This is a genomic window from Streptomyces sp. NPDC043878, from assembly GCF_056435735.1.
Genome location: NZ_JBWKDW010000012.1, coordinates 88,584 through 111,792, shown reverse-complemented (window position 1 = coordinate 111,792; position 23,209 = coordinate 88,584). Strand labels below are relative to the sequence as shown.

Here is a 23,209-nt window from a genome sequence, read left to right as displayed (position 1 = left end):
CCGATGCCGTCCCAGCACCCCAAGGAAGTCGGCTACGGCCACGTGGTCGAGAGCTACGTGACGAGGATGTACGGCGGTCTCCCGCGCCATCTCGTACTGAATGGCGGGCGGTTCCTGGGCCCCGGGTGGTGGCACACCCCACGCTTTACCCGGCACCTGATCGCTGACGCCGCCGCGATCAACGACGGGGAACTGGAAGCTCTCCTCGGGTACGAATGGCGCTCGCGTCTCACCGCCGGCTGGCTGATCGGCGTCGACCGCCGCGATCGGTTCCGACCACGCATCGGCGACCTGCTCCTGGCCAGCGAGGTCTGCTATTCCGGCGGCGCCTACTGCTTCGCCTTGGCCCGCTTCGGCACACACGCCGACGCTGAGATCCTCACCGCCTGTCTCGACCGCTACCTCCCCCGCACTGACCTCCACTGCGACCAGCCCGCCGCCTTGGGCGCCCTCCTCCGCCTCGACGCCCTCCTCGGTACCCGCCACGCCGACCGCTTCACGGAGCCCGACGGCCTCTGGGACGAGTGGGTCAAGGGCGCACCCGGCCGCGAGCTGGACATACGGATGACCGTTGCGGAGATGGGCGAGGGCGAGCAGGGCCTGCCGACCTGCGCTCAGACGCCGCCATCGGGTGCCGAGACCACGGTGGTGTTCCCGCAGGCGGGCGGAGAGGAACCGGAGGGCAGAACTGGACACGTCCAGCCCGGACGGGTAAACGAGCATATGAAGCCTCTGGTAGAGACTGAACTCTTGGTCGAAAACCCATTTACCAGGAGCTTCACCCCTGTGTCAGGCCGACTGGCGAACTGCCGAAGCAGGCTGGAAGCCCTCGTTGACCACCGGTCCGGGGTCCAGCCAAGGTGGGGCCAGAAGCTTCAACGGAGATGATCTTGAGGCTGTGGCGGTCAACTGGTACAGGTCCCAGTCGCGTGCGGAAGTGGAACTCGGAGGCAGTGTGGATCTACCTGGACTCCTCAGCCTGATGCCGGGGCGCCCCGGCGACTGTCAGTCTCCGGAGGGAAGGGGCTCTGCTGCCGTGCGAGCGGGTTCGGGTGTGTGAGGCGTCGGGTGGGCGGTGCTGGCGGGGGCCAGGGGCACCGGAGCCCGTTCGCCGCCCAGCCAGGACAGGTTGACGGCCACGGCGGCCATGGAGGCCACGACGATCAGTGCGCCGGCCGTGGCGAGCGCAACTCGTCGGCGGCGGATCCGGAAGCCGCCGACGACGGCCGCGTCGATAACGCTGGGTAGCGTCGGCTCCGGCTCGGCGCTGAGGACTGCCTGGAAGGCGGCGTGCAGAGCGTCGTTCTCGTGCTCATTCATGGCCGGTTTCACCTCCTGGTCCCTTCACTGTCAAGGCCTTCGACGATCTCGCGCAGCCGGGCGAGCCCGCGGGCGCTTTGGCTCTTTACCGTTCCCGGACTCACCCGCAGTGCATGCGCGGTCTGCTCAACGGACCAGTCCTCCCAGAATCGCAGGACCAACACGGCCCGGTAGCGGGGCGCCAGCTCCATCAGGGCTTCTTGCATCATCAATCGCAACTCCGGTGTGCCGGACACGCCCGAGGGAAGATCGGGTGGCTCGCTCACCGGCTCCTCACGCCAGCCTCTCTTGCGCCACTGGTCGATGAAGGTGCGGGTGAGGATGGTGCGAGCGTAGGCATCCGCATTGCCGTCCCGGCTGACCCGTCCCCAGGCCGCGTACAACTTCATCAAAGTCGTCTGGGTCAGGTCCTGTGCCTGGTGCCAGTCACCGCAGAGCAGGTAGGCGCTGCGTCGGAGCTGCGCCTGCCGCGCCTCGGCAAATTCCCGGAACTCTCGTTCCCGGGCCGTGTCCCTCACTCTTTGCCGGCCTCTCCCTTGCAGACCACTCCATCTGTCATACATACGGGGAGTGGCCCTCTGGGGTTGCACGGTGCGGGCAGGAGGATTTTCCCGCCGCACCGTGCAACCTGACCGCCGCCCGACTCCGTACCTCTCTCCCGAAAGGGCTTCCACGCACAGGTGGGAGTCCGGCGATCCGAGGAAGAGGCACACCGTTGTCGAAGCACCGCAAGTTCTCGCATAACCGCCGCGCTATGTTCAGCGTGGCCGCCGGAACCGTTCTGGCCGCCGCGGGGATGGTCAGCGTCGCCAGCGCCGCGACCCCGGCCACTCACGCGAACCCGGTCCCGGCCACTCAGGCGGACCCGGTTGCCGCCACCCACGCGGACCCGGTTGCCGCCACCCACGCAAACCCGGTTGCCGCCACCCACGCAAACCCCGTTGCGGCCACCCACGCAAACCCGGTCCACGCCAAGTCTGTCGCCGAACCCCCCTCGTCGCTGAGCGCGGCCGAGCGGGCGAACGCGGTGGGCTGAGCCCCACCCCCGAGGAGTACGCACGCCTCCCCGAGAGCCTCGGGCCTTTGCCGGGTGCGGGAGGCGTGCTGCTCCGCACGACCCGCCGTGGACCTCATTGCCCCTCGGAGGGGTAGCAACTTGCCCTGGATGAAGATCGGGCGCCCCTGTGGCGTGTCCCGGGAACGGTCCTCTCTGACATCCCCGTTGCGGCTTTTGGCTTTACCTTGGCTGGACCCCGGTCTGGCCTATGCGAATCTCGACATCATGAGTCAGCCGGTTGTCTTGACGGGCGCGCTGCTGCGTCCGTGGGGCCGACCGCTGAGCTTGGCGTCGAGCGTCTCCTGAGCCACGCGCATGGACTCGGCGTATACGGGGGCCTGCAGCCTCTTCCACATGCAGTCCTCGGAGACGTCCTCAACGCGGCTGACCACCCACCAGGGCCAGTCCGTGCGTCGGTCGAAGGCCAACACCACGGTGTCGCCGACGCGGATCTCACCGCGACCGACCACGCCGTCCTCGGTCGATACCCGCCCGAACTCCTCACCCCCGAACGCCTGGGCTACGAAGTCGAGGAAAGCCCCCGTGCCGTCGGTAACGACCCAGGGCGCAACGGTGGTGTAGCCCTCCGGCGCGGCGCTGGTCTGCTCGATCATCGCGGTTCTTTCGCTGATGTTGATTGCCAGCGGCGACGGTAGGCAGCAAACAGGTCTGTTTCTGTTTTAGACATCGGCACTTGGGTTGCAACCGGTCCTACCTCACCTCTACCACCGCTACTCTCGCCACGTCTTCGCCCTCCACCCGGCCACGTCAGCCTGAGGTTGGAAAAGGCTCACTACCCGTACTTCTACCTGGTCCGTCTGAGACCCAACTGGCCAACGTCATCCGGTGGGGCATCGTGATGCTCACGCGGTTGGCCAGCCGTCCAGGGAGACGTCCGCGCCGCTGGTCAGGTAGTGGTGCAGGGCACCGGCTGTGGTGTCGACGAAGGCTTCGGGGATAGCGCTAGCGTCGACCCAGCGGACCTGGGAGTGCTTGCGGGGTTCGCGGTTTTCGGGTTCGCCGCCGCACCGTCCACCCATGCCGACACCGCGGACGATCACAGGGAAAGTTCCGGTCCCGGACATCCCTCTTGCACCTCTGAAAAACGCTCGCCACCCAAGCCCCGATCCTTCGCCTCGCCCTTTGTTCGAAACCGTGCACCAGCGCTTCAGGGCCGAGCAAGATATTCATCGCTAATCCGCCCATTCCAGGGAAGGTGGACCTACCCTCACCCGCAGCCCCGCGGGCCATCGAGTCGACGAGGGACCTCCTCGCTGAATGCGCTCGCACCCTCCGCTCGCCGACATGACCTGCAGATCCACACCGAAGGCCATACCGCGCTATGGTTGATATATGGCTACCAAGAAGGTGACTATCACTCTCGACGAAGCCCTGGTCGAAGCCCTGGCCGGAGCCGCCGAGGAAGAAGGCATCCCGCTCTCCCGCCTCGTCGCCGGAGCAGCCGAACGCGAGCTGCGCCTGCGGGCCGGCAGGGCCGTCATCCAGGAGTGGCAGGCCGAACACGGCGCCTTCACCCCGGAAGAGCTCGCCGCCGCCCGCGCGGACCTGGCCGCAGCCGACGCCGAGTACCTCAGCAGTCCGGGAGCCTCGGCCGCGTGAACATCCCCTACCTGTACGACGCCGGGGTACTCGTCGCCATCGACAACGACGACCGACGCATGTGGGCCCGCCACAGCCTGGCCCTGGAAGACGGAAGGGACATCCACGTCCCGTCCGTCGTCGTCAGCCAGGCATGGCGGGACTCCCGCCGCCAGGTCAGACTCGGCAAGCTCCTCGCCGGGTGCCACGTCGTACCCGTCGGCCTCGAAACCGCCAAAACCGCAGGCATCCTCTGCGGCAAGGCCGGCACCTCCGACATCGTCGACGCCACCGTCGTGACCATGGCAGCCAGCCTCGGCGCCATCATCTGGACCTCGGACCCGGACGACATCCGCACCCTCATCGACGCCCAGGACATCAAACCCGCCCCCGTCATCCGCACCGTCTAGCAACCGACGATCTCCGACGACCAGCCCGCGGGGGGACCCGGAGATGGCCGAGGCAGAGACAGGCATGGTTGCCTGATTATGTGGGGACACCGCTGACGAACGGCGAGCCAAGTGACAAGGACCCGCTACGCAGGCCCTTGCCTCTGACCTCTCGCAGCGCATGGCCATGGGATCCCGACGTGTGAAGCCTTTGAGGCGAGGGCTGATGCCCGCTAGGTCGGCCTCGCACATCAGGCGCTCGACCCGCTTGCGGCTCACGGCGGACTCGGCGTGGCTCTCCCTGATCCGCTCGGGCAGCTCACCGTCGCGACACCGCTGTTCGCACGGCTGCTTCTCGGCGTTGCGCCAGAGTAGCGGGCAAGGAGGACGCCGAAAGCACGGATGCCGCCAACGCACACGCGGGATAACGACGTTCCTCACCAGTAGGCTTGGCGGATCCGCCCGGCGAACCCTCCGGAGACAGCATGCTGACCCGCCTCGAAGTCCACGGGTTCAAGAACCTCCTGAACCTGTCTATCGACTTCGGCCCCTTCACCTGCATCGCAGGGGCGAACGGCACCGGCAAGTCGAATGTGTTTGACGCCATCCAGTTCCTCTCCCTGCTCGCCGACCAGTCGATGATGGAGGCGGCCCAAGAGGTCCGGGGCGTACACGGCGAGCGCCATGGGGACCCCCGTGACCTTTTCTGGAAGGGTTTCGAGCCTGGCCATCACCGGATGCGGTTCGCCGCCGAGATGATCGTTCCGCTCAACTCACAAGACGACTTCGGCCGGGCCGCGAAGGCCACGACCACGTTTTTGCGGTACGAGCTTGAAATTGGTTACCAGGAGCCATCCGGACTTGACCGCTTCGGCCGCCTCACCCTGCTCCACGAGACGCTGAGCCACATCACCAAGGGCAAGGCCCCCCGGCACCTCCTTTTCCCCCACCGGGCGAAGGAGTTCCGCAACACCGTCATTCAGGGCCACCGCAGTGGCGCCCCCTTCATCTCAACGACGACGGAATCTGGCGAATCTGTCGTTAAGATCCACCAGGATGGAGGCAGCCGAGGTCAGCCCAAACCCGCCGCAGCCTCCCGGGCACCCGCAACCGTCGTCTCCACTATCACCAGCAGTGATGACCCCACCATCCTCGCGGCTCGCCGTGAGATGCAGTCCTGGCGACGGCTAGCTCTTGAGCCGTCGGCTCTACGCAGATCCGACCGGTACGTCGACCCGCAGGTGATGGGCGCCGACGGCTCCCATCTGCCCGCGACACTCTTCCGTGTGGCCCACGACACTCCCGGCGCGGATGCCAGCCAGGTCTACGCCAGGGTGGCCGGGCGTCTCACAGACCTGACCGGTATCCATATCCGCGATCTGGATGTGGATCAGGACGAGGTACGGCAGCTCCTCACAGTCAACGTGCGCGAGGTGGCCGGCATGACACTGCCCGCACGCAGTCTCTCCGAGGGCACCCTGCGCTTCCTCGCATTGTGCGTCCTGCTCGAGGACACATCCGTTCGCGGTCTGATCTGTATGGAGGAACCGGAGAACGGTATCCATCCTGCGAACCTCAACGCCATGGTCGCCCTTGTCCAGGACCTTGCCGTCGACCCGACCGAGCAACCTGGGACGGACAATCCCTTCCGCCAGGTGCTGATCAACACGCACTCACCCGGAGTCGTGCAACTCGTCAATCCTGAAGACCTCTTGTTCGCGGACACCACGGTCTACAAGTCCGATAACGGCTCCCTGAACCGAGTACTACGTCTGCGTCCACTCGCCGAGACGTGGCGGGCCACGAGGGCCGGCGGCGACTTTGTAACGAAGGCCGACGTCCTGCCGTATCTCACCACACCCGTGGGAGCGCAGCTCACGCTGGACTGGGGGGCCGCGTGACCGCTCGCATTCTGTTCATCGGCGAGGGCAGTAGCGACAACGGCCTCGTACCGCACATCGAATCCATTGCGGCACGCAAGGGCCTCGACATCTCGATCACCGTCCCCGATTTCGGCCTGCTCCGCCCACCGACCGGCCATTCAGTCCCGGATAAACTGCGGGCAGCCCGCACACTAGGGGGGACCTACGACCTGACGGTGGTGCAACGAGACGCCGACCGCGGTCCCACCCAGGACCGCAGGGACGAGATCGAGGACGCAGTGCGTACCGAGTGGCCCGGTCTTCGGCACGTCGCCGTGGTGCCGGTCCGTATGTTGGAAGCCTGGCTCCTACTTGATGAGGCATGTCTGCGCCAGGTCGCCGAGAACCCGCGCGGCCGCGTCAGCCTTGACCTCCCCAAGGGAGCTGCGGCGGAAAGAATCGCCGACCCTAAACAGCTCCTCAAGGACTCGCTCGCGCGGGCAAGCGAGTACAAAGGGCGCCGCCTCGCCCAGTTCCAGAAGCGTTTCGCGCAGCACCGGCTGCGCATGCTCGAACTCCTGGACCCCGAGGGGCCAGTGACCTGCTTGCCATCGTGGCAGGATTTCATCAAGGATCTCGACGATGCACTCGAGATTCTCAGCGAATGATCTGACGGGCGATTTGGCGTCAGCTTGCAATGTGGCCTGGAGATCGGACGGTACGGAATCCAAGAGGTGACAAGAGGTGCCAATAGGCGGCCACGCGCACGCTCTCAAGCCAGCGCTCGAAGCTTTGTCTCGCCCAACCTCCTTTCGATCCATCAGAAAAGGGGCCCGCCCTACCCACGAACCCCTTCTGACCTGCACTTTCTGAAGTTCCAAAAAGTAGTTTAACTTTCAATTAAACGTTGAACCGGAACTCCACCACGTCCCCGTCCTGCATGACGTACTCCTTGCCCTCCATGCGGGCCTTGCCCTTGGCGCGGGCCTCGGCGACCGAACCGGTCTCGACCAGGTCGGCGAAGGAGATGACCTCGGCCTTGATGAAGCCCTTCTGGAAGTCGGTGTGGATGACACCGGCGGCCTCGGGGGCCGTCGCGCCCTTCCTGATGGTCCAGGCGCGGGACTCCTTGGGACCGGCCGTGAGGTAGGTCTGCAGGCCGAGGGTGTCGAAGCCGACGTGGGCGAGGGTGGCCAGGCCCGGTTCCTCGACGCCGACCGACTGGAGGAGTTCCATCGCGTCCTCCTCGTCGAGTTCGACGAGCTCCGACTCCAGCTTGGCGTTCAGGAAGATCGCCTCGGCGGGGGCGACCAGGGCGCGCTGCTCGTCCTTGAAGGTGTCGTCGGTCAGCTCGTCCTCGTCGACGTTGAAGACGTAGAGGAACGGCTTGGTGGTCAGCAGGTGCAGGTCGTGCAGGAGCTCGGCGCGCTCGCTGCCCTGGAGGATGCCGTGGGTGTAGAGCGTGTCGCCCTTCTCCAGGATCTCCTTGGCCTCCTCGACGGCCTTCACCTTCGGACCGATGTCCTTCTTGATCCGGGACTCCTTCTGGAGGCGCGGGAGGACCTTCTCGATGGTCTGGAGGTCGGCGAGGATCAGCTCGGTGTTGATCGTCTCGATGTCGTCCTTGGGCGATACCTTGCCGTCGACGTGGACGACGTTCTCGTCCTTGAAGGCGCGGATGACCTGGCAGATCGCGTCGGACTCGCGGATGTTGGCGAGGAACTTGTTGCCGAGGCCCTCGCCCTCGCTGGCGCCGCGCACGATGCCCGCGATGTCCACGAAGTCGACGGTGGCCGGGAGGATCCGCTGGGAACCGAAGATCCCGGCCAGGATGGTGAGGCGCTCGTCCGGGACGCCCACGACACCGACGTTCGGCTCGATCGTGGCGAACGGGTAGTTGGCCGCCAGCACGTCGTTCTTGGTCAGGGCGTTGAACAGGGTCGACTTGCCGACATTGGGCAGGCCGACGATTCCGATCGTGAGCGACACGTTACGACTTCCCGGAGTGAGAGGGCTGGCGTGGGCGAACCGGGCGCCAGGGGCGATCCACCAGTCTACGGCGTGCCCGGCCCCGCCCCGGCGACATGTCGAACGCATGGCCAAGCCCTGTCGTACGGCGTGTCCGACGAGGGAATGGGCACATAAAACGACCTAGGTTGGTGCAGTGGAGCAACACAGGACACGACCCCCGCAGTACCGGCCGCCGCACGGCACCCCGCCGCTGCCCCCGCAGGCGCAGCGCCGCCCGGCGGCTGCCCGGCGGCCCTCGCCGTCACCGGCCCGCCCGCCACGGCGGCTGCCGAACCCCCGGCTGACGGGGCTCGGCAGCGGTCTCTTCTGCGGGGCGCTGATGTTCCTGATCGGCTGCCTGGACGACGCGCTGTTCGACGCGTCGCCGACGGTGTACGGGGTGCTGTTTTTGCCGGTGTGCGCGGTGACCGCCCTCTGGCTGGGCAAGGGCGATCTGCTGACGGCACCGGTCGTCGTGCCGCTCGCCTTCGCGCTGGGGCTGCTTCCCGTGGCCGACAGCGGCGGGGGCCTGGCGGGACGGCTGATGGGGCTGTTCACCGCGCTGGCCACCCAGGCCGGATGGCTGTACGGCGGGACCCTGGTCGCCGGGGTCGTGGCGACCGTGCGCCGGGCCCACCTGGCGAGCCACAGCCCCGCGCGGGGCCGTCCGCCCGGGTGAGGGGCGGCCCCGCCCGGTTTTCGGCTCCTCAGTCCTCGTGCGCCGCGTGCATCGCCGCTCCGACGATCCCGGCGTTGTTCTGCAGCTGCGCCGGGACGATCTCCGCCTTGATGCCCTCGATGAAGTGCAGGAACTTCTCGGACTTGCGGCTGACACCGCCGCCGATGATGAACAGTTCGGGCGAGAACAGCATCTCGACGTGCGCGAGGTACTTCTGGACGCGGTGGGCCCAGTGCTCCCACGTCAGTTCCTCGTCGTCCTTGGCCTTGCTGGAGGCGCGCTTCTCGGCGTCGTGCCCGTGCAGTTCCAGGTGGCCCAGCTCGGTGTTGGGGACGAGCGTGCCGTCGACGAACAGGGCGCTGCCGACACCGGTGCCGAAGGTGAGCAGGATCACCGTGCCCCGGCGGCCCCGGCCCGCGCCGAAGTTCATCTCGGCGACGCCGGCCGCGTCCGCGTCGTTGACGACCGTCACCGGGAGACCGCCCAGCCGGTCGGTGAAGAGGGCGCCCGCGTCGGTGTCGATCCAGCTCTTGTCGACGTTGGCCGCCGTACGGATGGTGGAGCCGCCGGTGACCACGCCTGGGAAGGTGAGCCCGACCGGTCCGGTCCAGCCGTAGTGCTCGACGACCTGCTTCACGCCGTCGGCCACGCCGTCGGGTGTGGCCGGCTGGGGAGTGAGCACCTTGAAGCGCTCCTCCGCCAGATCGCCCCTGTCCAGGTCCACTGGGGCGCCCTTGATCCCGGATCCACCGATGTCCACGCCGAAGATCTGCATGGCTCTACGTTACGACGGACGACGGACAGTCAACCGGGGAGGTCCCCTTCAGACCTGTGCCGTGCCGGAGCCGCCGCGCTCGGCGACCAGGGCCGCCGCCTCCTCGCGCAGGTCCCGGCGGAGCTCCTTGGGCAGGGAGAAGGTGATGGACTCCTCGGCCGCCTTGACGATCTCCACGTCCGCGAAGCCGCGCTCGGACAGGTACTCCAGGACCTGCTCCACGAGCAGCTCCGGGACCGAGGCGCCCGAGGTCACGCCGACCGTGGTCACGCCCTCCAGCCAGGCGTCGTCGATCTCGTCGGCGAAGTCCACCAGGTAGGCGGCGCGCGAACCGGCGAGCTTGGCGACCTCGACGAGACGCTTGGAGTTGGAGGAGTTGCGGGAGCCGACCACGATCACCAGGTCGGCCTCGGCGCCCATCTGCTTCACCGCGAGCTGGCGGTTCTGCGTGGCGTAGCAGATGTCGTCGCTGGGCGGCGAGATCAGCTGCGGGAACTTCTCCTTGAGGGCGTCGACCGTCTCCATGGTCTCGTCGACGGAGAGGGTGGTCTGCGAGAGCCAGACGACCCGCGAGGGGTCGCGGACCTCGACCTTGGCGACGTCCGCGGGGCCGTCGACCAGCTGGATGTGCTCGGGGGCCTCGCCGGAGGTGCCGATGACCTCCTCGTGGCCCTCGTGTCCGATGAGGAGGATGTCGTAGTCCTCACCCGCGAAGCGGACGGCTTCCTTGTGGACCTTGGTGACCAGCGGGCAGGTCGCGTCGATGGTGGCGAGCCGGCCGCGCTCGGCCTCCTCGTGCACGACCGGTGCGACGCCGTGCGCGGAGAACATGACGATGTTCCCCGGCGGGACCTCCTCGGTCCGCTCGACGAAGACGGCGCCCTTCTTCTCCAGGGTCTGCACGACGTACTTGTTGTGGACGATCTCGTGCCGGACGTAGACCGGAGCGCCGTACTGCTCCAGGGCCTTCTCGACGGCGATCACGGCGCGGTCCACGCCCGCGCAGTAGCCCCGGGGGGCGGCGAGCAGGACACGGCGGCCAGACGAAGCAGTCATGGCACCCATCGTAAGGCCGCGTCAGGGGCGTCGAAGATCGCGCGCCGGTCGCCGCCGGGCGCCGGTCCCCGACGGGCGGCGGGCGCCGGTGGGTCGCGGGCGCCGGTGGGCCGCGGGCGGTGCCGCGCGAGCGGCCCGGACCCCGCGGGGGACGGTCGGCGGCGCGGCGGGAATGTCACACCCTGCCACTACGCTCGGGCGCATGGCTCTCACCACGTCTCCCGAATCCGCCCTGCCCGTCGGTCAGGTGTCGCGGCTCATCGGCGGGTGGATCGACCGGCTCGGCGCGGTGTGGGTCGAAGGGCAGATCACCCAGTTGTCGCGGCGGCCGGGCGCGGGCGTGGTGTTCCTGACGCTGCGCGACCCGTCGCACGACATCTCGGTGAGCGTGACCTGCTTCCGGCAGGTGTTCGACGCGGTCGCCGACGTGGTCGGCGAGGGCGCGCGAGTCGTGGTGCTCGCGAAACCCGAGTGGTACGCGCCGCGCGGCCAGCTGTCCCTGCGGGCCACCGAGATAAGGCCGGTCGGCGTGGGGGAACTGCTCGCCCGCCTGGAGCAGCTGAAGAAGTCGCTCGCCGCCGAGGGACTGTTCGCGCCCGAGCGCAAGAAGGCCCTGCCGTTCCTGCCGCAGCTCGTCGGGCTGGTCTGCGGCCGGGCCTCGGCGGCGGAGCGTGACGTGCTGGAGAACGCCCGGCACCGCTGGCCCGCCGTCCGCTTCGAGGTGCGCAACGTGCCCGTGCAGGGCGTGCACGCGGTGCCGCAGGTCGTCCAGGCCGTCAAGGAACTCGACGCGCACGACGACGTGGACGTGATCGTCGTCGCGCGCGGCGGCGGGAGCGTGGAGGACCTGCTGCCGTTCTCCGACGAGCAGCTGGTCCGGGCGGTCGCGGCCTGCCGTACGCCCGTGGTCTCCGCCATCGGGCACGAGCCCGACACCCCGCTTCTCGACTACGTCGCCGACCTGCGGGCCTCCACGCCCACCGACGCGGCGAAGAAGGTCGTCCCCGACGTGGGCGAGGAGTACGAGCGCGTCCGGCTGCTGGGCGACCGCGCGCTGCGCTGCGTGCGGGCGCTGGTCGAGCGGGAGGAGCGGGGCCTCGCGCACGCCCTGGGCCGGCCGTCGATGCAGGACCCGCACCGGATGATCGACGAGCGGGCCGACCATGTGGCGTCCCTCCTCGACCGCACCCGGCGCACCCTCGGACATCTGCTGGACCGCGCCGACTCGGAGCTGACGCACACGCACGCGCGCGTGGTGGCCCTCTCCCCCGCGGCGACCCTGAAGCGGGGCTACGCCGTGCTCCAGCGGGCCGACGGCCACGCGGTCCGCGATCCGGGCGAGGTCACGGCGGACGAGACGCTGCGCGCGCGGGTCGCCGAGGGCGAGTTCTCCGTACGAGTCGATGCATAGGGTGGGCGCATGACCGGCAAGGTGGACGGGACCGCGGTGAGCGAGGCCCTCGGGTACGAGCAGGCGCGGGACGAGCTGATCGAGGTCGTACGGCGGCTGGAGGCGGGCGGTACGACGCTGGAGGAGTCGCTCGCGCTGTGGGAGCGGGGCGAGGAGCTGGCGAAGGTGTGCCGGCGGTGGCTGGACGGCGCCCGGGCGCGGCTGGACGCGGCGCTGGCCGAGGAGGACGCGGCAGGAGCGGGGACCGGGGACGCCGAGTAGGACGGCACGGCGGCCGCCCCCTGAAGCGGGCGGTCCCGGACCGGACGACTCCGAAGCGGTGGTCCGTACGAGCGCGGAGTCTGTGAGGCGGGTCACCACTCCCTGGTTTTTGTTGAAGGTTAAACTTTGCTGGCGTACTGTCGCAGACGTCAGCCGCTCCGCTCGGACCCGACACACCCCCCGAAAAGGTTCACGATGTCTCTCGTTCTTGACCCCGCCGCCCAGGACCTGCTGTTCCGCGAGGCCCGCACCGCGAACACCTTCACCGACGAACCGGTCACCGAGGAGCAGGTCCAGGCGATCTACGACCTGGTCAAGTACGGCCCCACCGCCTTCAACCAGACCCCGCTGCGCATCACCCTGGTCCGCTCCGCCGAGGCCCGCGAGCGCCTGGTCCAGCACATGGCCGAGGGCAACCGGGCCAAGACCGCCACGGCCCCGCTGGTCGCGATCCTCTCCGCGGACAACGAGTTCCACGAGGAGCTGCCGCACCTGTTCCCGGCCTTCCCGCAGGCCAAGGACGCCTTCTTCGCCGAGCGCCCGGTCCGTGAAGGTGCCGCCACGCTGAACGCCGCCCTGCAGGCCGCGTACTTCATCATCGGCGTCCGCGCCGCCGGCCTGGCCGCCGGCCCGATGACCGGCGTCGACTTCGAGGGCCTGCGCAAGGAGTTCCTCGACGACGACCACACCCCGCTGATGGTGGTCAACATCGGCCGTCCGGGCCCGGACGCCTCGTACCCGCGCTCCCCGCGCCTGGACTTCGACCAGGTCGTCACCACGGTCTGAGCCACCCCATGAGAAAGCCCCGGCACTCCGCCGGGGCCATTCTCTTGTCCGGGGCCATTCTCTTGTCCGGGTGCTTCTTCGCGCCCGGGAAGCGTCCCGCGCGAGGTCCGCCGCGCCTTGGGTGCGCCTCAGGCCATGGTCTGCCGTGTCCCGGGTGCGCCTCAGGCCGTGGTCTGCCGTGCGCCGGGTGCGCCTCAGGCCGCGTGGTCCACCGTGCCCGGGGTGCGCCCGCCTCAGGCCGTCTTCAGCGCCTCGGCCATCTCCGTCAGCTGCGAGAACGGTCCGGTGCCGGCCACGACCGTCGTCGCGTCCTTCCCGGAGAGCACCAGGGCGCTGTACCGGCCGCCTGAGTAGCGCGTCCACGTCCGGCCGTCGATCCGCTGGGTGACCTTGGTCGCCGACGCGCCCTGGCTGGCCTCGTCGATGAACGCCGACGGCTTCTGAGTCGACTGCTCGATCTGCACGTACTCACCGCCGGGGGCGTCGAAGCCCAGATGCCAGGCGTCGAACTGGTCGCCCCGGAAGCGGACCGAGGTCGCCTTCCAGTTCCGGGACAGGCCCTCCGGGGCGGCCACCGGATAGGAGGCGGCCCGGCGCGCCGTCAGGAGCTCGACGCGGTAGTCGACCCGCTTCACCTCGGGAGCGGAGTCGTCATGCGGGACGAAGACGTAGATGACCGCCGCCGCGATGCCGATCAGGGCCAGGGAGAGGATCATGTCCCGGACCGTCTTCTGCTTGCCGTTCGAACCTGCCACGCGCCCATCGTCGCAGGTACCCCGGTCCGCTCATCCGTGGGGCCCCCTGCTCATTTTGTCTGCCTGGCGATAGAGTCGGGGCCATACCCTCATCCGGCCGTCGTCGTATCAGAAAGGTGCGCTCCGATGACCGAGCATCATCATCTGCCGTCCGAACTCGAAGTTCCCTCCGAGGCCCCTGACCGAAATCTCGCCCTGGAGCTCGTCCGGGTGACCGAAGCCGCGGCGATGGCCGCGGGCCGCTGGGTCGGGCGCGGCGACAAGAACGGCGCCGACGGTGCCGCGGTGCGCGCCATGCGGACTCTCGTCTCGACCGTCTCGATGAACGGCGTCGTCGTCATCGGTGAGGGCGAGAAGGACGAGGCCCCGATGCTCTACAACGGGGAGCGCGTCGGCGACGGGACCGGGCCGGAGTGCGACATCGCCGTCGACCCGATCGACGGCACCACGCTGACCGCCGGGGGCATGACCAACGCGATCGCCGTGCTGGCCGCCGCCGACCGCGGGTCGATGTTCGACCCGTCCGCCGTGTTCTACATGGACAAGCTGGTCACCGGCCCGGAGGCCGCCGACTTCGTCGACATCGACGCGCCCGTGGCCGTGAACATCCGCCGGGTCGCCAAGGCCAAGCGGTCCATGCCCGAGGACGTCACCGTCGTCATCCTCGACCGGCCCCGGCACCAGGGCCTGATCAAGGAGGTCCGGGACACCGGGGCACGCATCAAGCTGATCTCCGACGGTGACGTGGCCGGCTCGATCCTCGCGCTGCGCGAGAGCACCGGCGTCGACCTGCTGCTCGGCATCGGCGGCACGCCCGAGGGCATCATCTCGGCCTGCGCCGTGAAGTGCCTGGGCGGCACCATCCAGGGCAAGCTCTGGCCGAAGGACGACGAGGAGCGGCAGCGAGCCGTCGACGCCGGGCACGACCTCGACCGGGTACTGACCACGGACGACCTGGTCTCCGGGGAGAACGTCTTCTTCGTCGCCACCGGCATCACGGACGGCGAGCTGCTGCGGGGCGTGCGGTACCGGTCCGAGACCGCGACGACCGACTCGATCGTGATGCGGTCGAAGTCCGGTACGGTACGGCGCATCGACTCCGAGCACCGGCTCAGCAAGCTGCGCGCGTACAGCGCGATCGACTTCGACCGCGCCAAGTAACCGGTAGGCCGCGGCCGGCGGCGGACCCGGCTCCCCGGGGCGCCCGCCCGCCGCCCGGGCCCGGCGTCCGTCGCGAGGAAGGGGCGCCCCCTGTGGGCGCCCCTTCTCCTCGCGTCGGGCCGCTCAGCCCGCGGCGGCTATGCGGTCCGTCCCGTGGGCGGCCTTCTTCAGTTCGAGGTCCCGGCGGCGGCGCCGGGCCAGCGCCACCCGGCGCTCGGCGGCGGTCAGCCCGCCCCACACGCCGTACGGCTCCGGTTGCAGGAGCGCGTGCTCGCGGCACTCGACCATGACCGGACAGCGTGCGCAGACCCGCTTGGCCGCCTCCTCACGGGAGAGCCGGGCGGCGGTGGGTTCCTTGGAGGGTGCGAAGAACAGGCCGGCCTCGTCGCGCCGGCACACCGCCTCGGTGTGCCACGGTGCGTCTTGGTCCCTGTCACGCACTGGCACCCGCTGGGCCGGAACGGCAGCTACCTGCACGGACGAATGCGGCGGTTGCAGCACGGTCTACTCCTGACGACGGCTTCGCGAGCGAGCGACGATGCAGCAAGGCCTACCCTCTGTGCGCGCGCCTATGCACTGAGTTCCGATCCGCCGCTCCCGCGGCACACCGGCGCACCGCGCGGGAGCGGCCCGGGGGCCGATCGCCTTACGGGCGCGGCGAGTTCACGACCGTCAACGCCCCAGGTGCTTGCGCAAACCCCGGTCGACCCTGCGCTGCACCAGGTCGAGGATGTCCCCCACGAGCTTGCCGCGCTTGGCCTTGCCCTCGATGTTGCCCAGCACCGCCCAGCCGTCCACGTAGACGACGGGGGCCGCGGGGTCGGGCGCGTCCAGCGTGTCCACCTCGAAGTTACCGAGGACACCGCCGCCGGTGCCGCGCAGCGACACGTTCTCCGGGACGCGGACCTCGATGTTGCCGAAGACCGAGATCGCCTTGATCACGACCTGCTGGTACTCGAAGAGCGCCTCGCTGAGGTCGATCTCGATGCTGCCGAACACCGAGTACGCGTGGATACGGCGGCCCGCCCGCCAGCGGCCCTTGCGGACGGCGGCGCTGAAGACCGCCACCACGTTGTCGTCGGGGTCGTGGGGCAGCGAGTCGGTGACCGGACGGTTCGGGGCCCCGGTGTAGGCGGGCGTGGTCCGGTGCTGGTGGGCGGCCGGCAGGTCCCGTATGAACACGTCGAGTTCGCCGACCGTCTTCGCGTTCAGCACCCCCTCCACGCGCTCGGCGTGCTCTTCGGCGTCGAGGCGGCCCTCGGCGAGGGCCTCGCGGAGGATGTCCGCGATGCGGTCGCGGTCGGCGTCCGAGGCACGGAGGTCGGAGACGGCGGGCGCGGGCTGCTTCTGAAGGTCCACGGCAGCAGCGTACCGAAACGCGATAGATCGCGACCAGGGGGTGTGGACGACCGGTGTGGACAACGCGCGCGACCCGAACTGAGCCCTACCTCACAAGCTCCCTGTCGGTGGCAGGTTCTACGCTGGTGGGCGCTGCCCGTGCCGGGCCGGCCGTAGCACCCGTCGAGTGAGGAATGGGCGACGATGCCTGAGTTCGCGTACACCGATCTGCTTCCCATGGGAGAGGACACCACCCCCTACCGGCTGGTGACCAGCGAGGGTGTCTCCACCTTCGAGGCCGACGGGCGGACGTTCCTCAAGGTGGAGCCGGAGGCGCTGCGCAAGCTCGCCGAGGAGGCCGTCCACGACATCCAGCACTATCTGCGTCCCGCCCACCTGGCCCAGCTGCGCCGCATCATCGACGACCCGGAGGCGTCCGCCAACGACAAGTTCGTCGCCCTGGACCTGCTGAAGAACGCGAACATCGCGGCCGCGGGCGTGCTGCCGATGTGCCAGGACACCGGCACGGCGATCGTCATGGGCAAGCGCGGGCAGAACGTGCTCACCGAGGGCGGCGACGAGGCGGCCCTGAGCCGGGGCATCTACGACGCGTACCTCAACCTGAACCTGCGCTACTCGCAGATGGCCCCGCTGACCATGTGGGACGAGCGGAACACCGGCTCCAACCTGCCCGCGCAGATCGAGCTGTACGCGACGGACGGCGGCGCCTACAAGTTCCTGTTCATGGCCAAGGGCGGCGGCTCGGCCAACAAGTCGTTCCTCTACCAGGAGACGAAGGCGGTCCTGAACGAGGGCTCCATGATGAGGTTCCTGGAGGAGAAGATCCGTTCGCTGGGCACGGCCGCCTGCCCGCCGTACCACCTGGCGATCGTCGTTGGCGGCACCTCCGCCGAGTACGCGCTGAAGACCGCGAAGTACGCCTCCGCGCACTACCTGGACGAGATCCCGGCCGAGGGCTCAGAGCTGGGCCACGGCTTCCGGGACAAGGAGCTGGAGGAGAAGGTCTTCGAGCTGACGCAGCGGATCGGCATCGGAGCGCAGTTCGGCGGCAAGTACTTCTGCCACGACGTGCGGGTCGTCCGCCTTCCCCGGCACGGCGCGTCCTGCCCGGTCGCCATCGCCGTGTCCTGCTCCGCCGACCGTCAGGCCCTCGCGAAGATCACCGCGGAGGGCGTCTTCCTGGAGCAGCTGGAGACGGACCCGGCGCGCTTCCTGCCGGAGACCACGGACGAGCACCTGGACGAGTCGTCGGACGTGGTGCGCATCGACCTCAACCAGCCGATGGACGCCATCCTCGCCGAGCTGACCAAGTACCCCGTCAAGACCCGCCTCTCGCTGAGCGGTCCGCTGGTCGTGGCCCGTGACATCGCACACGCCAAGATCAAGGAACGTCTCGACGCGGGCGAGGAGATGCCGCAGTACCTGAAGGACCACCCGGTGTACTACGCGGGTCCGGCGAAGACACCCGAGGGCTACGCCTCCGGTTCCTTCGGCCCGACGACGGCCGGCCGCATGGACTCCTACGTCGAGCAGTTCCAGGCCGCGGGCGGCTCGAAGGTCATGCTCGCCAAGGGCAACCGCAGCAAGCAGGTCACCGCCGCCTGCGACACCCACGGCGGCTTCTACCTCGGCTCCATCGGCGGCCCGGCCGCCCGGCTCGCCCAGGACTGCATCAAGAAGGTCGAGGTCGTCGAGTACGAGGAACTCGGCATGGAGGCCGTCTGGAAGATCGAGGTCGAGGACTTCCCGGCGTTCGTCGTCGTCGACGACAAGGGCAACGACTTCTTCCAAGACCCGGCCCCGCAGCCGACCTTCACGTCGATCCCGGTGCGGGGTCCCGGGCTGGTGTGATCCGGTGGCGGACGCCCGCCCGTGACGGGTGCGGGAACACTGAGGGGAACGGGGAATACGGCCCTGTGGGTCCGCGCTCTGACTTCTCGGAGGTACGACGACGATGACGACGACTGCCGAAGACGGCGACCAACGCTACCGGATCGAGCACGACTCCATGGGTGAGGTCCGGGTGCCCGTGGACGCGAAGTGGCGGGCCCAGACCCAGCGGGCCGTGGAGAACTTCCCCGTCTCCGGGCAGCGGATCGAGCGGGCGCACATCGAGGCGCTGGCCCGGATCAAGGGGGCCGCGGCGAAGGTGAACGCCCGGCTCGGGGTGCTCGACAAGGACATCGCCGAGGCGATCCAGGAGGCGGCGGCCGAGGTCGCGGAGGGCCGGTGGGACGAGCACTTCCCGGTGGACGTGTTCCAGACCGGTTCCGGCACCTCGTCCAACATGAACACCAACGAGGTCATCGCCACCCTCGCCACCGAGCGGCTCGGCCGTGACGTGCACCCCAACGACCACGTCAACGCCTCGCAGTCGTCCAACGACGTGTTCCCGTCGTCCGTCCACGTGGCGGCCACCGCCGCCGTCATCCGTGACCTCGTGCCCGCCCTCGAACACCTCGCCGACTCCCTGGCCCGCAAGTCGCGGGAGTTCGCCGACGTGGTGAAGTCCGGGCGGACGCACCTCATGGACGCCACGCCCGTGACCCTGGGCCAGGAGTTCGGCGGGTACGCGGCCCAGGTGCGGTACGGCGTGGAGCGGCTGACCGCCTCCCTGCCTCGGCTCGCGGAGCTGCCTCTCGGCGGCACCGCCGTGGGGACGGGCATCAACACGCCCCCCGGGTTCTCGGCCGCCGTCATCGAGGAGGTCGCCCGCGTCACCGGGCTGCCCCTGACCGAGGCCCGCGACCACTTCGAGGCGCAGGGCGCGCGGGACGGCATCGTGGAGACCAGCGGGCAGCTGCGGACCATCGCGGTCTCGCTGACGAAGATCTCCAACGACCTTCGCTGGATGGCGTCGGGGCCGCGCACCGGGCTCGCCGAGATCAGTCTGCCGGACCTCCAGCCCGGCTCGTCGATCATGCCGGGCAAGGTCAACCCGGTCATCCCCGAGGCCGTGCTCATGGTCGCCGCGCAGGTCGTCGGCAACGACGCGGCCGTGGCCACCGCCGGCGCGGCGGGCAACTTCGAGCTCAACGTCATGCTGCCGGTCATCGCCAGGAACGTCCTGGAGTCGATCCGGCTGCTCGCCAACGTCTCCCGGCTGCTCGCCGACCGGACGGTGGACGGCGTCGTCGCCCACCGGGAGCGCGCCCGCGAGTACGCCGAGTCCTCGCCGTCGGTGGTCACGCCGCTCAACAAGTACATCGGGTACGAGGAGGCCGCGAAGGTCGCCAAGAAGGCGCTGGCCGAGCGGCGGACCATCCGCCAGGTCGTGCTGGAGGGCGGCTACGTGGAGCGCGGGGACCTGACCGCGGAGCAGCTCGACGAGGCGCTCGATGTCCTGCGGATGACGCACCCGTAACCAGTTCGCGCCCCGGCGTGAACCGTGACGCGTGCCGCAGCGTCGTATGGCCATGGCACCTAATATCTCTGCATGGCAGACGGTGGAGCGGTGAGACGAGCGGAAGCGGGCGGTTCTACGGCGTTCTGGCAGCCCGGGAGTCAGATCCTGTGGCGGTACCGGGAGAACGCCGGTGAGCGTTTCCACATCGCGCGCCCCGTCACCGTCGTGCGGGACGACGAGGAGGTGCTCGCCGTCTGGATGGCGGCCGGCACCGAGTGCGTGCGGCCCGTCCTCGCCGACGGCACGCCCGTGCACCTGGAGCCGCTCGAGTCGCGCTACACCAAGCCGCGGACCGTACAGCGCGACCGGTGGTTCGGGACGGGTGTGCTGAAGCTGGCGCGGCCCGGCCGGCCCTGGTCGGTGTGGCTGTTCTGGGACCCGGGCTGGCAGTTCAAGAACTGGTACGTGAACCTGGAGGAGCCACTGACCCGCTGGGCCGGCGGGGTCGACTCCGAGGATCACTTTCTGGACATCTCCGTTCACCCGGACCGCAGTTGGCACTGGCGCGACGAGGACGAGTTCGCGCAGGCCCAGCGCGACGGTCTGATGGACGCCAGGCTCGCGGCGCAGGTCCGGGAGGCGGGGCGGTCCGCGGTGGAGGTGATCCGCGCCTGGGGCCCGCCGTTCTCGGACGGCTGGCAGCACTGGCGCCCGGATCCGTCCTGGAGTGTTCCAGCCCTGCCCGAGGACTGGGACCGCACGCCCGCGTACATGTCGTCGTGAGACCCTTGCTGCGCCCCCGGGCAACAAACGTAGGATCGTCCTCCGCGAGGCACGCTGCGGCAACTGCCTTCACAAGCGCTGGGCTTGACCGATCGTCACCGAGGGGCGGCAGGACGTGAGCGAGGGGTACGAGGGCAACGCCGGTACGGGCCGCCGACGACCCGGCGGTGACACAGGAACAGCCTCTGACCACGCGGGAATTCCGTTCCGGGGACGCGTATTCCGGGTATCGGCATTTCTGCGGGACGAACTGCGCGCGCGGCGTGCAGCCCCGGACGGACGGATTCGACACGCGTGACGGAGCATCCCATCTCCTTCGAGCGCCCTGAGACCGGCGCCGACCCCGCGGACCCCCGCGGGGCGCTCCTGCGTTCCCCGGCGCACGCCTCGACGCCCTCCTCACCGCCTCCCCCGCCGCACCCTGGGGTGAACGCCTTACCCGCACAGGCGCGCACCGGAGAGAGCCCGTCAGGGCCCGGCACGACCGCACCGGGCACCGTCACGCCCCCGGGGCCGGGCGGCGGCCCCGCCGCGTCCGGCAAGGGCGTGAAGGGCGGCCCGGACGGCGGCGAGGGTCCCGAGCACTCGCAGCCCTCCGGCGCCGAGCCCGACACCCACCGGCCGCGGCCCGCGCCGGAGAGCATCCCCGAGCAGCCGGGCACCGAGCAGCACCGGCTCCCGGCGGGCCAGGCCGGCCAGGAGCGGCGGACCGGGCAGGGGCTGGCGCCCGGGCGGCCGACGCCGATGCGGCGGGACGGGGACCGGCTGCGGTTCGTGGGCGCCGCGACCCGGCGGATCGCCCGCGGCATCGACCTCGACGAGATCGTGATGGGGTTGTGCCGGGCGACGGTGCCGACCTTCTCCGACGCGATCCTGGTGTATCTGCGCGACCCGCTGCCGGTCGGCGACGAGCGGCCGGTGGGGCCGCTCGTGCTGCGGCTGCGCCGCACGGACCGCATCCCGGAGGAGCGGGACACCGAGTCGGGGTACGCCGGCGTCCTCCAGCAGGAGCCGCTGGAGGCGTCGGGGCTCGACGCGATCGGCACCGAGCTGTGCGAGGTGCGTACCGGCAGTGCTCTCGCCGAGGTGCTGCGGGGTGTTCGGCCGGTCTTCACGGACACGCCCGCCGCCCGCGCCGCCCTGCCCGAACTGCTGGGCGACGGCAGCGAGTTCGTCGTACCCGGCGGTCAGCGGGCGATCCTCGCCCCGCTGCGCGGCCGGCGCCGGGTGATCGGCGCCGCGCTGTTCCTGCGCCGTCCGGAGCGCATCCCGTTCGAGGCCGACGACCTGCTGGTGGCGGCGCAGCTCGCCACGCACAGCGCGCTCGGCATCGACAAGGCCGTCCTGTACGGGCGGGAGGCGTACATCGCCGACGAGCTCCAGCGCACGATGCTGCCCGAGACGCTGCCGCGCCCGACCGGGGTGCGGCTCGCGTCCCGCTATCTGCCGGCCGCCGAGACCGCCCGGGTCGGCGGCGACTGGTACGACGCCATCCCGCTGCCCGGCAGCCGGGTGGCCCTGGTGGTCGGTGACGTCATGGGGCACTCCATGACGTCCGCCGCGATCATGGGGCAGCTGCGCACCACCGCGCAGACCCTGGCCGGTCTCGACCTGCCTCCGCAGGAGGTCCTGCACCACCTCGACGAACAGGCCCAGCGGCTGGGCACCGACCGCATGGCGACCTGCCTCTACGCCGTCTACGACCCGGTCTCGCACCGCATCACCATCGCCAACGCCGGCCATCCCCCGCCGGTCCTGCTGCACCTGGGCGGCCGGGCGGAGGTGCTGCGGGTGCCGCCGGGCGCGCCGATCGGTGTCGGCGGCGTCGACTTCGAGGCCGTCGAGCTGGACGCGCCCGCGGGGGCGACCCTGCTGCTGTACACGGACGGGCTGGTCGAGTCGCGGCTGCGGGACGTGTGGACGGGGATAGAGCAGCTGCGGGAGAAGCTCGCCGCGACCGCGCAGCTGACGGGGCCGGACCATCCGCCGCCGCTGGAGGCGCTGTGCGACGAGGTGCTCGACATGCTCGGCCCGGGTGACCGGGACGACGACATCGCGCTGCTCGCCGCCCGCTTCGACGGGATCGCGCCGAGCGACGTGGCGTACTGGTTCCTGGAGCCGGAGGACGCGGCTCCCGGCCAGGCCCGGCGGCTGGTGCGGCGGGCGCTGTCCCGCTGGGGTCTGGAGGAGCTCAGCGACTCGATGGAGCTGCTGGTCAGCGAGGTCGTGACCAACGCCGTGCGGTACGCGTCGCGGCCGGTGACGCTGCGGCTGCTGCGCACGGACGTGCTGCGGTGCGAGGTCGGCGACGACGTGCCGCAGCTGCCCCGGCTGCGCCAGGCGCGCGCCACGGACGAGGGTGGGCGCGGGCTGTACCTGGTGAACAAGCTGGCCAGGCGGTGGGGCGCGACCCGGCTGAGCACCGGCAAGGTGGTGTGGTTCGAGGTGAACCGGACCTGAGGCGCGTGGGATGGTCCGAGGTGAACCGGGCCTGAGGCGCGTGGGATGGTCCGAGGTGAACCGGACCTGAGGCGCGTGGGATGGTCCGAGGTGAACCGGGCCTGAGGCAGGCGTGACGACGAAGGGCGCCCGGCGTGTGC

At 69.8% G+C, this 23,209-nt stretch carries 23 protein-coding genes and 3 pseudogenes; 15 read left to right on the top strand and 11 right to left on the bottom strand.

Annotated features, from left to right (window positions below; genetic code table 11):
- Positions 1-3: 3 nt before the first annotated feature.
- Positions 4-480: pseudogene (locus AC07AZ_RS18450) on the top strand (DUF6000 family protein); the annotation flags it as partial.
- Here the strand turns inward: AC07AZ_RS18450 and AC07AZ_RS18445 are convergent.
- The 3 genes and pseudogenes from AC07AZ_RS18445 to AC07AZ_RS18435 form a co-directional block, all read right to left on the bottom strand.
- Positions 472-723: pseudogene (locus tag AC07AZ_RS18445) on the bottom strand (IS5/IS1182 family transposase); the annotation flags it as partial. The pseudogenes AC07AZ_RS18450 and AC07AZ_RS18445 overlap by 9 nt on opposite strands.
- A gap of 282 nt (positions 724-1,005) precedes the next feature.
- Positions 1,006-1,320: a hypothetical protein gene (locus AC07AZ_RS18440; RefSeq protein WP_478848908.1), complete on the bottom strand. Its 315-nt coding sequence runs from the start codon at positions 1,318-1,320 to the stop codon at positions 1,006-1,008.
- 8 nt (positions 1,321-1,328) lie between these two features.
- Positions 1,329-1,838, bottom strand: coding sequence for a SigE family RNA polymerase sigma factor (locus AC07AZ_RS18435; RefSeq protein WP_478848906.1), 510 nt, complete (start codon positions 1,836-1,838; stop codon positions 1,329-1,331).
- Between the two features lie 197 nt (positions 1,839-2,035).
- Between AC07AZ_RS18435 and AC07AZ_RS18430 the strand changes: the two genes are divergently transcribed.
- Positions 2,036-2,356 carry a hypothetical protein gene (locus AC07AZ_RS18430; RefSeq protein WP_478848904.1) on the top strand — a complete coding sequence of 107 codons (321 nt, stop codon included), beginning with the start codon at positions 2,036-2,038 and terminating at the stop codon, positions 2,354-2,356.
- 251 nt (positions 2,357-2,607) lie between these two features.
- Here AC07AZ_RS18430 and AC07AZ_RS18425 read toward each other — a convergent pair whose 3' ends face one another.
- Positions 2,608-2,991: a VOC family protein gene (locus tag AC07AZ_RS18425; RefSeq protein ID WP_478848902.1), complete on the bottom strand. Its 384-nt coding sequence runs from the start codon at positions 2,989-2,991 to the stop codon at positions 2,608-2,610.
- 249 nt (positions 2,992-3,240) lie between these two features.
- A pseudogene (locus AC07AZ_RS18420) lies at positions 3,241-3,399 on the bottom strand (NUDIX hydrolase); the annotation flags it as partial.
- A 331-nt stretch (positions 3,400-3,730) separates the two neighbouring features.
- Here AC07AZ_RS18420 and AC07AZ_RS18415 point away from each other — a divergent pair.
- The 4 genes from AC07AZ_RS18415 (at position 3,731) to AC07AZ_RS18400 (ending at position 6,895) form a co-directional block, all read left to right on the top strand.
- On the top strand, positions 3,731-3,997 hold the full coding sequence (locus tag AC07AZ_RS18415; RefSeq protein WP_478848900.1) for a hypothetical protein: 267 nt from the start codon (positions 3,731-3,733) through the stop codon (positions 3,995-3,997).
- On the top strand, positions 3,994-4,386 hold the full coding sequence (locus tag AC07AZ_RS18410) for a PIN domain-containing protein (RefSeq protein WP_478848898.1): 393 nt from the start codon (positions 3,994-3,996) through the stop codon (positions 4,384-4,386). Before AC07AZ_RS18415 ends, AC07AZ_RS18410 begins: the two co-directional genes overlap by 4 nt.
- A 464-nt stretch (positions 4,387-4,850) precedes the next feature.
- On the top strand, positions 4,851-6,266 hold the full coding sequence (locus AC07AZ_RS18405) for an AAA family ATPase (RefSeq protein WP_478848896.1): 1,416 nt from the start codon (positions 4,851-4,853) through the stop codon (positions 6,264-6,266).
- The gene (locus tag AC07AZ_RS18400; protein ID WP_478848894.1) at positions 6,263-6,895 is read left to right on the top strand and encodes a hypothetical protein; all 633 of its coding nucleotides are present in this window, start codon (positions 6,263-6,265) and stop codon (positions 6,893-6,895) included. Before AC07AZ_RS18405 ends, AC07AZ_RS18400 begins: the two co-directional genes overlap by 4 nt.
- 232 nt (positions 6,896-7,127) lie before the next feature.
- Here AC07AZ_RS18400 and ychF read toward each other — a convergent pair whose 3' ends face one another.
- Positions 7,128-8,216 carry a redox-regulated ATPase YchF gene (ychF, locus tag AC07AZ_RS18395; RefSeq protein WP_478848892.1) on the bottom strand — a complete coding sequence of 363 codons (1,089 nt, stop codon included), beginning with the start codon at positions 8,214-8,216 and terminating at the stop codon, positions 7,128-7,130.
- 175 nt (positions 8,217-8,391) lie between these two features.
- Between ychF and AC07AZ_RS18390 the strand changes: the two genes are divergently transcribed.
- Positions 8,392-8,916 (top strand): DUF6542 domain-containing protein, encoded by a 525-nt coding sequence (locus tag AC07AZ_RS18390; protein ID WP_478848890.1) that lies wholly within the window; start codon positions 8,392-8,394, stop codon positions 8,914-8,916.
- Positions 8,917-8,944: 28 nt separating this feature from the next.
- Here AC07AZ_RS18390 and ppgK read toward each other — a convergent pair whose 3' ends face one another.
- A complete protein-coding gene (gene ppgK / locus AC07AZ_RS18385; RefSeq protein ID WP_478848888.1) occupies positions 8,945-9,691 on the bottom strand; it encodes a polyphosphate--glucose phosphotransferase in 747 nt (248 codons plus the stop codon).
- 48 nt (positions 9,692-9,739) lie between these two features.
- Entirely contained in the window at positions 9,740-10,756 is a 1,017-nt protein-coding gene (locus AC07AZ_RS18380; protein ID WP_478848886.1) for a 4-hydroxy-3-methylbut-2-enyl diphosphate reductase, read from the bottom strand.
- 193 nt (positions 10,757-10,949) lie between these two features.
- On the opposite strand from AC07AZ_RS18380, the gene xseA reads away from it, so the two are divergent.
- The 3 genes from xseA (at position 10,950) to AC07AZ_RS18365 (ending at position 13,205) form a co-directional block, all read left to right on the top strand.
- The gene (gene xseA, locus AC07AZ_RS18375) at positions 10,950-12,158 is read left to right on the top strand and encodes an exodeoxyribonuclease VII large subunit (protein ID WP_478848884.1); all 1,209 of its coding nucleotides are present in this window, start codon (positions 10,950-10,952) and stop codon (positions 12,156-12,158) included.
- A 9-nt stretch (positions 12,159-12,167) separates the two neighbouring features.
- A complete protein-coding gene (locus AC07AZ_RS18370) occupies positions 12,168-12,419 on the top strand; it encodes an exodeoxyribonuclease VII small subunit (RefSeq protein ID WP_478848882.1) in 252 nt (83 codons plus the stop codon).
- A gap of 195 nt (positions 12,420-12,614) precedes the next feature.
- Positions 12,615-13,205, top strand: coding sequence for a malonic semialdehyde reductase (locus AC07AZ_RS18365; protein WP_478848880.1), 591 nt, complete (start codon positions 12,615-12,617; stop codon positions 13,203-13,205).
- A 233-nt stretch (positions 13,206-13,438) separates the two neighbouring features.
- On the opposite strand, the gene AC07AZ_RS18360 is transcribed toward AC07AZ_RS18365, so the two are convergent.
- Complete coding sequence (locus AC07AZ_RS18360) at positions 13,439-13,960, bottom strand: DUF4245 domain-containing protein (protein ID WP_478848878.1); 522 nt, start codon at positions 13,958-13,960, stop codon at positions 13,439-13,441.
- 126 nt (positions 13,961-14,086) lie between these two features.
- Here AC07AZ_RS18360 and glpX point away from each other — a divergent pair, with 126 nt between their 5' ends.
- Positions 14,087-15,121, top strand: a complete 1,035-nt coding sequence (gene glpX, locus AC07AZ_RS18355; RefSeq protein ID WP_478848876.1) for a class II fructose-bisphosphatase — start codon at positions 14,087-14,089, stop codon at positions 15,119-15,121.
- A 123-nt stretch (positions 15,122-15,244) separates the two neighbouring features.
- Here the strand turns inward: glpX and AC07AZ_RS18350 are convergent, their stop codons facing one another.
- Both AC07AZ_RS18350 and AC07AZ_RS18345 read right to left on the bottom strand, forming a co-directional pair.
- Positions 15,245-15,622 carry a WhiB family transcriptional regulator gene (locus tag AC07AZ_RS18350; protein WP_478848874.1) on the bottom strand — a complete coding sequence of 126 codons (378 nt, stop codon included), beginning with the start codon at positions 15,620-15,622 and terminating at the stop codon, positions 15,245-15,247.
- A gap of 171 nt (positions 15,623-15,793) precedes the next feature.
- Positions 15,794-16,480, bottom strand: coding sequence for a DUF1707 SHOCT-like domain-containing protein (locus AC07AZ_RS18345; RefSeq protein WP_478848872.1), 687 nt, complete (start codon positions 16,478-16,480; stop codon positions 15,794-15,796).
- A gap of 183 nt (positions 16,481-16,663) precedes the next feature.
- Between AC07AZ_RS18345 and AC07AZ_RS18340 the strand changes: the two genes are divergently transcribed.
- The 4 genes from AC07AZ_RS18340 to AC07AZ_RS18325 all read left to right on the top strand — a co-directional run bounded on the left by AC07AZ_RS18340 (position 16,664) and on the right by AC07AZ_RS18325 (position 23,069).
- Positions 16,664-18,331, top strand: coding sequence for a fumarate hydratase (locus AC07AZ_RS18340; protein ID WP_478848870.1), 1,668 nt, complete (start codon positions 16,664-16,666; stop codon positions 18,329-18,331).
- 103 nt (positions 18,332-18,434) lie between these two features.
- Positions 18,435-19,844, top strand: coding sequence for a class II fumarate hydratase (locus AC07AZ_RS18335; protein ID WP_478848868.1), 1,410 nt, complete (start codon positions 18,435-18,437; stop codon positions 19,842-19,844).
- A gap of 72 nt (positions 19,845-19,916) precedes the next feature.
- Positions 19,917-20,609, top strand: coding sequence for a cytidylyl-2-hydroxypropylphosphonate hydrolase (fomD, locus tag AC07AZ_RS18330; protein ID WP_478848866.1), 693 nt, complete (start codon positions 19,917-19,919; stop codon positions 20,607-20,609).
- A gap of 294 nt (positions 20,610-20,903) precedes the next feature.
- Positions 20,904-23,069, top strand: a complete 2,166-nt coding sequence (locus AC07AZ_RS18325; RefSeq protein ID WP_478848864.1) for an ATP-binding SpoIIE family protein phosphatase — start codon at positions 20,904-20,906, stop codon at positions 23,067-23,069.
- Positions 23,070-23,209 lie beyond the last annotated feature (140 nt).

Excerpts from the sequence above, each read along its gene's own strand:
- AC07AZ_RS18425 (WP_478848902.1), bottom strand. The coding sequence starts at position 2,991 with ATGATCGAGCAGACCAGCGCCGCGCCGGAGGGCTACACCACCGTTGCG.
- AC07AZ_RS18380 (WP_478848886.1), bottom strand. The coding sequence starts at position 10,756 with ATGGGTGCCATGACTGCTTCGTCTGGCCGCCGTGTCCTGCTCGCCGCC.
- ppgK (WP_478848888.1), bottom strand. The coding sequence starts at position 9,691 with ATGCAGATCTTCGGCGTGGACATCGGTGGATCCGGGATCAAGGGCGCC.
- AC07AZ_RS18440 (WP_478848908.1), bottom strand. The coding sequence starts at position 1,320 with ATGAATGAGCACGAGAACGACGCTCTGCACGCCGCCTTCCAGGCAGTC.
- AC07AZ_RS18415 (WP_478848900.1), top strand. The coding sequence starts at position 3,731 with ATGGCTACCAAGAAGGTGACTATCACTCTCGACGAAGCCCTGGTCGAA.
- AC07AZ_RS18340 (WP_478848870.1), top strand. The coding sequence starts at position 16,664 with ATGCCTGAGTTCGCGTACACCGATCTGCTTCCCATGGGAGAGGACACC.
- AC07AZ_RS18405 (WP_478848896.1), top strand. The coding sequence starts at position 4,851 with ATGCTGACCCGCCTCGAAGTCCACGGGTTCAAGAACCTCCTGAACCTG.
- AC07AZ_RS18370 (WP_478848882.1), top strand. The coding sequence starts at position 12,168 with ATGACCGGCAAGGTGGACGGGACCGCGGTGAGCGAGGCCCTCGGGTAC.
- AC07AZ_RS18365 (WP_478848880.1), top strand. The coding sequence starts at position 12,615 with ATGTCTCTCGTTCTTGACCCCGCCGCCCAGGACCTGCTGTTCCGCGAG.
- AC07AZ_RS18335 (WP_478848868.1), top strand. The coding sequence starts at position 18,435 with ATGACGACGACTGCCGAAGACGGCGACCAACGCTACCGGATCGAGCAC.
- xseA (WP_478848884.1), top strand. The coding sequence starts at position 10,950 with ATGGCTCTCACCACGTCTCCCGAATCCGCCCTGCCCGTCGGTCAGGTG.
- glpX (WP_478848876.1), top strand. The coding sequence starts at position 14,087 with ATGACCGAGCATCATCATCTGCCGTCCGAACTCGAAGTTCCCTCCGAG.
- fomD (WP_478848866.1), top strand. The coding sequence starts at position 19,917 with ATGGCAGACGGTGGAGCGGTGAGACGAGCGGAAGCGGGCGGTTCTACG.